This is a genomic window from Streptomyces sp. NPDC006207 (assembly GCF_040613835.1).
Taxonomy (GTDB): Bacteria; Actinomycetota; Actinomycetes; order Streptomycetales; family Streptomycetaceae; genus Actinacidiphila.
The window spans coordinates 133,754-145,631 of the sequence record NZ_JBEXSX010000018.1 but is presented as its reverse complement, the minus strand read 5'-3'; the positions used below and the strand labels follow the sequence as shown (position 1 = coordinate 145,631).

At 73.6% G+C, this 11,878-nt stretch carries 11 protein-coding genes; 4 read left to right on the top strand and 7 right to left on the bottom strand.

The window, feature by feature from the left end; translation table 11 throughout:
- Both ABZ312_RS17315 and hydA read right to left on the bottom strand, forming a co-directional pair.
- The coding region (locus ABZ312_RS17315; protein ID WP_500438045.1) for an LLM class flavin-dependent oxidoreductase at positions 1–527 on the bottom strand (527 nt) is incomplete at its 3' end.
- A 17-nt stretch (positions 528–544) separates the two neighbouring features.
- A complete protein-coding gene (gene hydA / locus ABZ312_RS17310) occupies positions 545–1,951 on the bottom strand; it encodes a dihydropyrimidinase (RefSeq protein WP_500438044.1) in 1,407 nt (468 codons plus the stop codon).
- Between the two features lie 294 nt (positions 1,952–2,245).
- Here hydA and ABZ312_RS17305 point away from each other — a divergent pair, with 294 nt between their 5' ends.
- The gene (locus tag ABZ312_RS17305) at positions 2,246–2,932 is read left to right on the top strand and encodes a hypothetical protein (protein WP_500438042.1); all 687 of its coding nucleotides are present in this window, start codon (positions 2,246–2,248) and stop codon (positions 2,930–2,932) included.
- Entirely contained in the window at positions 2,929–3,768 is an 840-nt protein-coding gene (locus tag ABZ312_RS17300) for an endonuclease/exonuclease/phosphatase family protein (RefSeq protein WP_500321595.1), read from the top strand. Before ABZ312_RS17305 ends, ABZ312_RS17300 begins: the two co-directional genes overlap by 4 nt.
- 49 nt (positions 3,769–3,817) lie before the next feature.
- On the opposite strand, the gene ABZ312_RS17295 is transcribed toward ABZ312_RS17300, so the two are convergent.
- The 4 genes from ABZ312_RS17295 to ABZ312_RS17280 form a co-directional block, all read right to left on the bottom strand.
- Entirely contained in the window at positions 3,818–5,125 is a 1,308-nt protein-coding gene (locus ABZ312_RS17295) for an aspartate aminotransferase family protein (protein WP_500357006.1), read from the bottom strand.
- An 8-nt stretch (positions 5,126–5,133) separates the two neighbouring features.
- Positions 5,134–5,979, bottom strand: a complete 846-nt coding sequence (locus ABZ312_RS17290) for a nitrilase-related carbon-nitrogen hydrolase (protein WP_500438040.1) — start codon at positions 5,977–5,979, stop codon at positions 5,134–5,136.
- A gap of 130 nt (positions 5,980–6,109) precedes the next feature.
- Complete coding sequence (locus tag ABZ312_RS17285; RefSeq protein WP_500438038.1) at positions 6,110–7,570, bottom strand: hypothetical protein; 1,461 nt, start codon at positions 7,568–7,570, stop codon at positions 6,110–6,112.
- Between the two features lie 193 nt (positions 7,571–7,763).
- Positions 7,764–8,357, bottom strand: a complete 594-nt coding sequence (locus tag ABZ312_RS17280; protein ID WP_500438036.1) for a CGNR zinc finger domain-containing protein — start codon at positions 8,355–8,357, stop codon at positions 7,764–7,766.
- Positions 8,358–8,448: 91 nt separating this feature from the next.
- Between ABZ312_RS17280 and ABZ312_RS17275 the strand changes: the two genes are divergently transcribed.
- The gene (locus ABZ312_RS17275) at positions 8,449–9,198 is read left to right on the top strand and encodes a metallophosphoesterase (RefSeq protein ID WP_500438034.1); all 750 of its coding nucleotides are present in this window, start codon (positions 8,449–8,451) and stop codon (positions 9,196–9,198) included.
- Here ABZ312_RS17275 and ggt read toward each other — a convergent pair.
- Entirely contained in the window at positions 9,180–10,994 is a 1,815-nt protein-coding gene (gene ggt, locus ABZ312_RS17270; RefSeq protein ID WP_500321601.1) for a gamma-glutamyltransferase, read from the bottom strand. The two genes, ABZ312_RS17275 and ggt, sit on opposite strands and share 19 nt — an antisense overlap.
- An 88-nt stretch (positions 10,995–11,082) precedes the next feature.
- Between ggt and ABZ312_RS17265 the strand changes: the two genes are divergently transcribed.
- Positions 11,083–11,838 carry a hypothetical protein gene (locus ABZ312_RS17265; RefSeq protein WP_500321602.1) on the top strand — a complete coding sequence of 252 codons (756 nt, stop codon included), beginning with the start codon at positions 11,083–11,085 and terminating at the stop codon, positions 11,836–11,838.
- The last annotated feature ends 40 nt before the right edge of the window (positions 11,839–11,878 follow it).

Here is an 11,878-nt window from a genome sequence, read left to right as displayed (position 1 = left end):
ACGTCGGCGAGCTGCAGGATGAACCCGTCCGCCTTCGCCCCGGCGATCGCCAGCGCCTTCGGCCCGTACGCCGCCATCCACACCGGCAGTTGCGCCCCCTCCTTGATCCAGGGGATGCGGATGACGGTGCCGCCGAGGTCGGCCTCGCGGCCCTCGGCGAGATCGCGGATGACGTGCATCGCCTCCTCGATGCGGGCGAGGGTGTTGGGCTTGCGGCCCGCCACACGCATCGCCGAGTCGCCCCGGCCGATGCCGCAGATCGTCCGGTTGCCGAACATCTCGTTCAGCGTGGCGAAGGTGGACGCGGTCACCTCCCAGGTACGGGTGCCCGGATTGGTGACCATGGAGCCGACGACCATCCGCTCCGTCCGCGCGAGGATCTGGCTGTAGATGACGAACGGCTCCTGCCACAGCACCGTGGAGTCGAAGGTCCAGCCGTGGGTGAAGCCGTTGCGCTCGGCGCGCCGCATCAGCTCCACGACCCCCGAGGCGGGCGGGTCCGTCTGCAGGACGAGTCCGAAGTCCATGGGTCCACGCGCCTTTCTCAGATGAGGTACTGGCAGGTTCCGCGCGGGGTGTACTGGCCGTGGCCCGCCCGTCCGACGTACTCCCGGCCGTCGATGACGGGCTCGCCGCGGGAGAGCACGGTGTCGACCCGGCCGGTGATCCGCCGGCCCTCGTAGGCCGAGTAGTCGACGTTCATGTGGTGGGTGGAGGCGGACATGACCTGCTCCGCGTCGGGGTCGTAGATGACGATGTCGGCGTCCGCGCCCGGCGCGATGGTGCCCTTGCGCGGGTACAGCCCGAACATCCGCGCCGGGGTCGCGCAGGCGATCTCGATCCACCGGCGCCGGCTGATGTGCCCGTCCACCACCGCCTGATGGAGCAGGTCCATCCGGTTCTCCACCCCCGGCAGACCGTTGGGGATCTTCGAGAAGTCACCCCGGCCCAGTTCCTTCTGCCCCACGAAGCAGAACGGGCAGTGGTCCGTGGACACCACCTGCAGGTCGTTGGTCCGCAGGGCCCGCCAGAGCACCGCCTGGTGCTCCTTCGGGCGCAACGGCGTCGAGCAGACGTACTTGGCGCCCTCGAAGTCCGGCTCCGCCAGGTTGTCCGTGGACAGGAACAGGTACTGCGGGCACGTCTCCCCGAAGACGTTCAGCCCCTCGTCCCTGGCGAGGGCGATCTGCTCGACGGCCTGCTGCGCGGAGACGTGGACGACGTAGAGCGGGGAGCCCGCGACCTGGGCCAGCCGGATCGCGCGGTGGGTCGCCTCGGCCTCGAGGAGGGCGTGGCGCACCTCGCCGTGGTAGCGGGGGTCGGTCTTGCCCGCGGCCAGCGCCTGCTCGACGAGCACGTCGATGGCGATGCCGTTCTCCGCGTGCATCATGATCAGGCCGCCGTTGTCGGCACCGCGCTGCATGGCCCGCAGGATCTTGCCGTCGTCGCTGTAGAAGACACCGGGGTAGGCCATGAACAGCTTGAAGCTGGTGACGCCCTCCTCGACGAGGATGTCCATCTCCTTGAGGGTGTCCTCGTTCACGTCGGAGAGGATCATGTGGAAGCCGTAGTCGACGGCGCACTGGGCGTCGGCCTTGGCGTGCCAGGTGTCGAGTCCGGCACGCAGCGACTCGCCCACCGACTGGACGGCGAAGTCCACGATCGTCGTCGTACCGCCCCAGGCGGCGGCCCGGGTGCCGGTCTCGAAGGTGTCCGAGGCGTGGGTACCGCCGAAGGGCAGCTCCATGTGGGTGTGGGCGTCGACACCGCCCGGGATGACGTACGTCCCGGTCGCGTCGATGACGCGGTCGGCGGACGCGGTCCAGCCCTGCGCCGCGTCGGAGTCGTGCGACGCGAGGGCGGCGACCCTGCCCCCCTCGACGAGGACGTCGGCGTGGACCTCCTCCGCGGCGGTGACGACCAGTCCGCCCCGGATGACGATGCGGCTCATGCTCCCACTCCTTCCACTGGCTGAGGGCGGGGTCCCCGGAAACCTCGATGCCATGTCGGAAAGGCTCTACGCACGTAGACCCCGCCATGGTGGAAAACGTATGACCGGTCACCCACGGTGGCAATACCGCTGCTCCCCATCGGCGGGGGCGCTCGCTCCTCCTCCGCACCCCCGTACGGCGAACGCTCACAATATGCCATGAACCGGGCGTGCGGGTCTGTAGGCGACGAGGTGCGAAATCGCGTTGCCCCGGCCGCGGCGGCACGGCGACCATGGCAGGATGGAGGACCCCGCATGCGGCTGAGGCTGCGTCACTTCCGCCCGCGTACCGGCCCGGTGGAGCCCCGCGTCGTGCAGACCTGGCATCCCCCGCGTCACACGGCGCTCACCGACCCCGCCGCGCACGGCTTCCCGGTCGGCGACCACGCAGGGCTCTCGACGCCGGCCGGACTGTTCTCCCTCGCGGTCCACGTCCCGCTGCGCGACGGCCGCGGCGACCTCGTCCTGGTCCACCACTCGGCGGGCCTGCGGGTGAGCCGGTGGCCCCGGCTGCGCCACCGGCTGACGGGCGGGGTGCCGCTGACGGTCCGCACGGACGAGGCGCGCACGGCGCGCGACGCCGACGCATGGTGGCGGCCGTTTCGTCACGCGGACTCCCGCGACCGGCTGCGGCCGGTCGGCCACGCGTGGACGCTGTTCCTCGTCGGCGGCCGCGGCACGTTCTCCTTCGCCGCCACGCAGTTGGCGTGGGCGGCCGGTCAGGGGCCACGTCAGAAGGGCGTGGTGAAGGGGCACATGGCCCTGGTCGAGCAGTTCACCCCGGCGCTGGAGCCCGGAGGCCGGCGACGCGGGCCCGAGCTCGACGTCGCCTTCGAGGCGTACCCGCCGTGCGCCCACTTCCGCAGACCGGGCCGTCCGCGACGCCGGGCCGACGCCCCGTCACCCTCGCCCGCCGCCGCACCGCGGGTGGGGCGCCCATGAGGCTCGCGACGTTCAACGTGCTGCACGGCCTGCCGATCAGGGACGGCGGACCGGCCCCCTTCCCCGGCGGTGCTGCCGCCGGGGAGCCGCTCGCCCGCGCCGTCGCGTCCCTGAACGCCGACGTCCTCGCGCTGCAGGAGCTCGACCGCTTCCAGGAGCGGTCCGGCCGGGTCGACCAGGCCGCGGCCGCCGCCGCGGCGTCGGGCGCCCGGGACTGGCGCTACGCGTCGGCGGTCCACGGCCGCTCGGTGCCCGGCACCGGGTGGGTGCCCGATCCGGCCGTACCCGGGATGCGGGTGTCCGGGCCCAAGGACACGGACCGGGGCGAGGGCCCGCCGTCGCACGGGATCGCCCTGGCGACCCGGCTCCCCGTACGGGAATGGCGGGCCCGGCGGCTGTCCCCCTCGCCCGTGGGCATGCCCCTGCGGGTGCCCGGGCTCGCCGGGCTCCGGATGACGGCCGACCAGCCGCGCTGCGCGCTGGCCGCCGTCCTGGAGGGCGCCCGCGGCCCGTTCACGGTGGTCGCCGTGCACCTGTCGTTCGTCCCCGGCTGGAACGTGGGCCAGTTGACCGCGGTCCGCCGCTGGATCGCCGGTCTGCCCCGGCCCCATCTGCTGCTGGGCGACCTCAACCTGGTGGGCCCGGTGCCCTCACTGGCGCTGGGCGGGGCCTGGCGGGCGCTGGCCCGTACGCGCACCTACCCCTCGCACCGTCCCGTGGTGCAGTTCGACCACGTGCTGGCGGCGGGGGTCGGGCGGGCCGCCGTGCGCTCGGCGTGGGCGCCGGCCGTGCCGGTCTCCGACCACCGGCCGCTCGTCGTCGACCTGAAGCTCTGACCGCGGCGGCGCGGGCCGGGGCCCGCGGCCCCGGCCTTGTGGCGTACCGTCAGGCCGGGCCGTCGCCCAGCTCGCTCTGCGCCTGCTTGAGCGCGGACTCCAGGATCGAGGCGCCTTCCTCCGCTTCGGCGACGGTCAGCGAGAGCGGCGGCGCGATGCGCAGCGCGTCGCCGGCCCGCCCGCCCTTGCCGATCAGCAGGCCCCCCTCGCGGGCCGCTTCGAGGACCACGCCCGCCGCGGCCGGCGAGGCCAGCTCGACGCCGAGCATCAGTCCGCGGCCGCGCACCTCCCGGACCACCGGGAGCCCGGCGGAGATGGCCTCAAGCCGCGACTTGAGCAGGCCGCCCACGCGCCGTGCGTTGCCCTGCAGGTCGTGGTCGAGGAGGTACTGGAGGTTGGCCAGCGCGCCGGCCGTGGTGATGGGGCTGCCGCCGAACGTGGAGATGGAGTTGGCGGTGAGGCAGTTCATCACCTCGGCGCGGGCGACGACTCCTCCCATGGACAGGCCGTTGCCGACGCCCTTGGCGAAGGTCAGGACGTCCGGCGGGCCGGAGCCCTCGTGCGCCTGCCAGCCCCAGAAGTGCTCACCGGTGCGGCCCCAGCCGGTCTGCACCTCGTCGGTGATCCACAGGATGCCGTGCCGGTCGAGGACCTCCTTGAAGGCCGCCAGCAGCCCGTCCGGGCCCGAGGTGAAGCCCCCGACGCCCTGGATCGGCTCGGCGATCAGGGCGGCGACCTGGCCGTTGGCCTGGCCGAGCATGTCCTCCAGGTCCGTCACGCACGCGGCCGTGAACTCGGCGTCGGACAGGTGCGCGTACGGGCCGCGGTGCCGGACGCCCCCGTGCACGTACAGCGTCTGCAGCGGCGACAGGCTCGTCGGCGACCAGGAGGTGTTGCCGGTGATGCCGATCGCCGAGAAGGAGCGGCCGTGGTAGCTGTTGCGCAGCGCCAGGATCTGGTTGGACCTGCGGTACGTGGTGGCGAGCAGCAGCGCGGTGTCGTTCGCCTCCGTGCCGGAGGTGGTGAAGAAGACCCGGGCGTCCGGGATGCCCGACAGACGGGCGATGCGCTCGGCGAGGTCGACCGCCTGGGAGCTCAGGTAGAGCGTGGAGGAGTGCAGGATCCTCCCGGCCTGCTCGCGGACCGCGGCGGTGACCTCGGGCAGGGCGTGCGCGGTCATGGTGGTGAGGATGCCGCCGAAGAAGTCCAGGTACTGCCGGCCTTCGGCGTCCCAGACGTGGCGGCCCTCGCCGTGGGTGATCTCGATCGGCTCCCGGTAGTACGTCGCCAGCCACTGCGGCATCACGGCCTGGTGGCGGGAGTGGAGCGCGGCGTGCGGGTTCTCGGTGATGGTCATGGACGTGTTCACGCCTCCGTCAGGGTGCCGTAGGCGTCAGGGCGGCGGTCCCGGTAGAAGGCCCACTGCTGGCGCACCGCGGGGATCAGGTCGAGGTCCAGGTCGCGCACGATCAGTTGCTCCTCCTTGTCGGAGGCGACGTCGCCCACGAACTGGCCGCGCGGGTCGACGAAGTAGGACGTGCCGTAGAAGTCGTTGTCGCCGTAGTCCAGTTCCTGGCCGACCCGGTTGATGGCGGCGACGAAGTACTCGTTGGCGACGGCCGCGGCCGGCTGCTCCAGCTGCCACAGGTACGAGGAGAGCCCGCGGTGCGTCGCCGAGGGGTTGTAGACCAGTTGCGCGCCGGCGAGGCCGAGTGCCCGCCAGCCCTCGGGGAAGTGGCGGTCGTAGCAGATGTAGACGCCGACCTTGCCGACGGCCGTGTCGAAGACCGGCCAGCCCAGGTTGCCGGGCTTGAAGTAGTACTTCTCCCAGAAGCCCTTGACCTGCGGGATGTGGTGCTTGCGGTACTTGCCGAGGTAGCTGCCGTCGGCGTCGATCACGGCGGCGGTGTTGTAGTAGAAGCCGTCCTGCTCGATCTCGTAGACCGGCACCACCATCACCATGCCCGTCTCCCGGGCGAGCGCCTGCATGCGCTGCACGGTCGGGCCGTCCGGCACCCGCTCGGCCCACCGGTAGTTCTCGGCCTCCTGCACCTGGCAGAAGTACGGGGAGTTGAACACCTCCTGGAAGCCGATCACCTGGGCTCCCCGCGCGGCCGCCTCGCGGGCGTGCTCCTCGTGCTTAGCGATCATCGACTCGGTGTCACCGGTCCACGTCGCCTGGACGAGCGCGGCGCGTACGACATTGGGCATGACAGCTCCTTTGACGCGAGGTCACGCCGGAACGGCGGGCTGGTCTACGCACGTAGATCCGGCGCTGGGACGAACGTAAGAGCCCACAGCCCACTGTGGCAATACCGGCGCCGTTACTCAACGAAGCCGATCAGATTTCGCGGCCGGGCAGACCCGCTCGGCGCAGTGCGGCGGCCACGTCGCGGCGCTTGGACACCGACACCAGACCCGCCGCGTCCAGGAGCGGGCCGACGAGCCCGGCGCCCTCGTGGGCGATGCCGGCGGCCGTCTCCGGGCTGCGGGCGCGCACGAGGGCGACCAGCAGGCTCAGCGCCGCGTCCCGGTGGCCGGCGTCGAGGAGGGCCCCGGCGGTCGCGGCGATCTCGGCGGCGGGCCGGGCGGCCGCCTGGTGCAGCAGGGTCCTGCAGTCGTCACCGCGGCCGGCCGAGTCCAGGGCAATCGCGGCGGCCGCGAGACGGTGCGGGGGCTGCGCGGCCAGCTCCCACAGCAGGGTGGCCACGTCGGCGGCCAGTCCCGAGCGCTCCAGCGCGGCCGCGAGCTCAGGAGCGTCCTCGGGCGGGCCTGCGACGGCCTCGCTCATCAGCAAGTACGCCTCGCCGGTGCGGCCGGTGCGGCGCAGCTCCGCCATGCGTGCCGCGGTCGCCCGCGCGGCCTCCCTGCGGACGTGCGCCTCCCGGACGTCGGTGTGCCCGTGCGCGGCCTCGCGGGCGTGGGGGGTGTCCTGGCCCGCCGCGCCGGCGAAGCGCGCCCCGCGGGGGCCAGGGGCGGCGCCGTCCTCCGGTGCCGCCACGGGCGGCACGACCGGCGGCACGACCACCTCGGCCTCGGGCGCCCCGGCGAAGCGGGCCCCGCCGTACCGTGCTCCGCCGCGCGGGCGTTCCTTGCGCGCACGCCCGGAGGGCCGGTGGTCCGTCCGGGCCTGCGCGGGGGTGCCGTCGCCGGGCGCGGGTGCGGGTGCGGGTGCGGCGGCCTGGCCGGCGTCGGGCGGGTACGGGGGCGTGGCCGGGGCGCGGGGCGTCGGCACCCGGGGGATCCGGTCCGCCTCCGGGCGGAACCACCCGTCGGGCACGGCGGGGCGGGAGCGGACCGCGTCGAGGCGCGCCTGCACCTCCGCGCAGCGCGCGACGGCCCGTTCGCGGTCGTCGCGGGCCCAGGCAAGCTCGTTGCCCAGACGCTCCGCCTCCGCGGGGGTGGGGGCGCCGCGCAGCGCGGCGGCGACGTCACGCTCGTGCAGCACCGCGTACTGGCGTTCCCGGAGTAAGACGTCCAGCCGTGAACTCAGCGCCGCCTCCCCGCCCGGTACGGCGTCGTGGGCGGCGACGGCGGCAGAATGCAGCCTGCGGGCGCGCTGGGCCGCCTCCTGCGCCGGATGGGTGCCACGGGCGGTGGCGACGTCCTGGAGGAGGGCGAGGACGACGTCCCACGGCGGGACGTCGGTGCCGTCGAGCCAGGCCCGTACGCCGTCGGGATCACGTTCGGCGAAGACCGCGTACCAGCCGGGCGTGTCGCCCGCCGCGCCGACGAGCCCCCGGAGGTACCCGGCGAACTCGCCTACCTGCTCGATGGCCTGGCTGTGCGCCCCGCGCTCCACTGTCGCTCCTCCCTGTCCGCCGCCTGGCGGCGGAAGCGTGTGGTCCGCACGGCATTCGACACCCGCTGTGTTACGGCGGTGCTACGGAGAGTTTTCACGGAAGGGGCAGAGGCTGCACGGGCGCCCGGGCCCCGCGCGGAGGCACGGCGGCGCGCCCCCGGCCGGGGCCGCCGCCGGAGGCGTCCCCCGGCCCTCAGGACCCGGCCGCCTCCGGGTGGTGACGACGGTAATGCCGGGCGACACGGGCCCGGTTGCCGCAGGACGGCTTGCACCACTCCTGACGGCCGTGGGACTTGACGAAGTACCGGACGCACCGGGGCGCGGTGCAGGCACGCAGCCGTTCCCGCTCGGGTCCGGCCAGGAAGTCGACGGCCGCGCGGGCCAGTTCGGCGACGATCCGGGCGGCGGGGTCGTCGCGCTCCGCCCCGGGCACGAGACGGGCCACGGGAGCCTGCTCCGCCTCCCACACGAGCCGGGGGACGACGGGGACCCGAGCCGCGGCGGCGTTGAGGTGGGCGAGGGCCTCCTCCGCGGGCATCAGACGCCGGGCGTCGGCGGAGCTGGACGGCCCGGGCGCCACGGCGCGGGCGAACAGGGCCCGGACGGCACGGCGGAGTGCGAGGACGTCGGCGAGGGCGGCATCGTCGGCGGTGAAGCCGCCGGACCCGCGAAGGTGTTCGCGGACCCACGCCGTCAGCGCGGAAGGGTCGCCGAGGTCGTCGGCGACCCCTCCGTCGCCGTCGTGCCGGATGGTGCTCACCAGTTCCAGGGCCAGGTAGCGCTCCACGGCGCCCCTCCTCTTGATCGTCCGCCCGCCGCACCCTACCGTTCTAATGTTAGGACTCGAATTAAGCATTAAGCCTAGAGGGGAGCGGCCCATGCTGCTGCTGGCTCACATCAGCGACCTGCATCTCGACGGCACCGAACGCTCGACGGAGCGCGCCACCCGCGTCATGGCGTACCTGCGCGGGCTTCCCCGGCCGCCGGACGCGCTGCTGGTCACCGGGGACATCGCCGACCACGGCGCCCCCGCCGAGTACGAGGAGGCGGCCCGGATCCTGGAAGCGCCCTTCCCGGTGCTCCCCTGCCCGGGCAACCACGACCGGCGGGCCGCCTACCGCAAGGCGCTGCTGGGCGAGGCCGAGGCGGCGGAACCGGTGAACCGCGCGCACCTCCTCGCCGGGACCGCGGTGCTGATGTGCGACTCGACGATCCCGGAGGAGGACGACGGCCTCCTGGACGAGGAGACCCTGCGGTGGCTGTCCTCGACGCTGGACGGGCTGGCCCCCGGCACGCCCGCGCTGGTGGCCTTCCACCACCCGCCCGTCGCGCTCCACCATCCGCTGCCCGACGGCTACCGGCTGGGCGGGCCCGGGCCCCTGGAGGAACTGCTGGCCGCGCACCCCGAGGTGATCGCCGTCCTGACCGGGCACGCGCACACGCCCGCCGCCACCACCTTCGCCGGGCGGCCCCTGATCGCCGCGCCCGGGGTGACGTGGACGCTGCGCATGCCGTGGGAGGGCGCACAGGACGGCTCGGTCGCCGACCGTTCGGCGCCGCCCGGCGTCGCCTTCCACGTGCTGGACGACGAGCGGCGCCTGACGACCCACTACCGCGTGGTGCTCTGAACCACCATCGCCGAGCCGCCGCCGCGGCGCACCGTCTCGGCGGCGGCGAGCCAGCGGCCGTCCGGCAGTCGCTGGACGCCCGTCGTCGCACCGATCTCACCCGCGTCGGCGAAGCTGTGCCCGATGTCCTTCAGCTCCGCCGCCACGTCGCTCGCGAGGAAGGCCGGCTCGACCTGCGTGGTCGCGGCGTTGCGCTGGCTCGCGCGCGGCGCGGCGATCGCGTCCACCAGCGGCAGCCCGCGGTCGACGTGCTCGGTCAGCACCTGCAGCACGGTGGTGATGATCGTGGCGCCGCCGGGCGAGCCGAGCGCGAAGTCGACGCGGCCGTCCTTCAGCACGATCGTCGGCGACATCGAGGAGCGCGGCCGCTTCCCGGGGCCCGGCAGGTTGGGGTCGTGCACCGAGGCGCTCGCAGGGACGAACGAGAAGTCGGTCAGCTCGTTGTTGAGCAGGAAACCGCGCCCGGGGACGGTGATGGCGCTGCCACCGGTCTGCTCGATGGTCAGCGTGTACGCGACGACGTTGCCCCACTTGTCGGCGACCGTGAGGTGCGTGGTGTTCTCGCCCTCGTACGTCGTCGGGGCGGCCTTGCCGCCACTGCCGCAGCGCGCCGGGTGGTACGGGTCGCCCGGGGCGACCGGGCTGGTCAGCACCGCGTCGTCCTTGATCAGGCAGGCCCGGGAGTCCGCGAACGACTGCGACAGCAGCCCCGCGGTCGGGACCTTCTCGAAGGCCGGGTCGCCGACCCAGCGTCCGCGGTCGGCGAAGGAGATCCTGCTCGCCTCGAGGAAGCGGTGCAGGTACTGGGCGTCGGAGAGCCGGGAGAGTCTGCCGGTCCGCTCCAGGATGTTCAGCGCCTCACCGACGGTGGTGCCGCCGGAGGAGGAGGGCGCCATGCCGTAGACGTCCAGGCCGCGGTAGGAGACCCGGGTCGGGTCCTGCGGCTTGGCCTTGTAGGCCTTCAGGTCCGCCGTCGTGAGGTCGCCGGGGCGGACGACCCGCGTCGCGGCCGGGTCCACGGGCGGCTTGCGCACGGTGTTCACGATGTCGGCGCCTATGCCGCCGCTGTAGACGGCGGAGACGCCTTTGCGGCCCAGCTCGTCGTAGGTGCGGGCGAGGTCGGGGTTCTTGAGCGTGGAACCCACCGCGGGCAGCTGCCCGCCGGGCAGGAAGAGCGCGGCGGTGGCCGGGAAGTCCTTGAAGCGCGCCTGGTTGGCTTCCGTCTGGCTGCGGAAGGTGGCGTCCACCGTGAACCCGTCGTGCGCGAGGCGCTCGGCGGGTCGCAGCACGTCACCCAGGCTGCGGCTGCCCCAGGATCTCAGGGCGGTGTCCCAGGTCGCGGGAGTACCGGGGACGCCGACGCTCAGACCGCTGGTGACGGCGTCGTTGAACGGCAGCGGCTGGCCGTTCTCGACGAAGAGCTTGTCGGTGGCGCTCTTGGGGGCCGTCTCGCGGCCGTCGATGGTGTGGACCTTGCGCTGCCTCGCGTCGTAGTACACGAAGTAACCGCCGCCGCCGATGCCCGAGGAGTACGGCTCGGTGACGCCCAGGGCGGCCGCGGTGGCGACCGCGGCGTCCACGGCGTTCCCTCCGCGCCGCAGCACCTCGATGCCGGCGGCGGAGGCGTCGGCGTCGACGCTGGAGACCGCGCCCCCGTAGCCGACGGCGAGCGGGACCTTGGCGGGTGTGGCGTCCCGGGCCCGGGCGTCCGCCCCCGGCGGGGCCGCGGCCACCGACAGCGCGGCGGTGGCGGTTACGGCGAGCAGCGACAGACTCCGTACAGCGTGACGACGCATACGTGGACCTCCACTGGGGCGACCGTCCGGGCAGCCTAACCCCACCCTGCCTTCCTCGTCAGGAACGCCTCAACTACGATCCCGGCCCATGAGCGACGACGTGCGCAACTTCGTCCTGGGACTCGCCGCGAGCGGTATCAGCGCCGCGCTGGGCTGGTTCGTCCGCACGTACCTGTGGCGGCGCAAGCTGCGGCGCAAACAGCGCTTCTTCGGGCTGCCCACCGGCTCGGAGTGCCTGCTGGTGATCAACCGCGATCCGGGCTCGACACGGGGATGGAGCGTGGCGCGCCATGACGTCTTCGCGCTGATCGAACTGTCCGCGCTGATCAAGGAGTGCGGAGCGCACGCCGAGATCCTGCCCCACGACACCGCCTGGCAGGGCTTCGGCGCGCGCACCGAGTTCTGCGTCGGCGGTCCGATATCCAACCACCGCATGGCGGCGCACCTGCGCTCCATGCTGCCCGGTTTCCAGGTCAACGACTTCACCGGGCCCGTCGAGGACCAGGGCGCGCTGACCGTGGGCGGCGAGACCTACCGTATGGAGAAGGGCAAGGTGGAGTACGTCTTCCTGGCCCGGCTGGCTGCCAACGAGAACACCGGGAACAACCGCCCGGTCTTCCTCGCCTCCGGCCAGCGCGGGGTGACCAACCAGGCCGCCGTGCGCTACCTCGCCCGCCACTACCAGCGACTGTCCCGCAAGTACGGGGTGGACGGCACCTTCTGCCTGCTGCTGAAGGTCGTCAACTCCGACGCCTACGGACCCGACGTGGTGGAGGTCGTCGCCGACGTCACCCGCGAGGCCAAGACCCCCGCCAGCCCGCCGGTGGCCGTCGCCGCGGAGTGACGGCCCGGGACCGGGCGGGACGGCCGCGGGGGCACGGGCC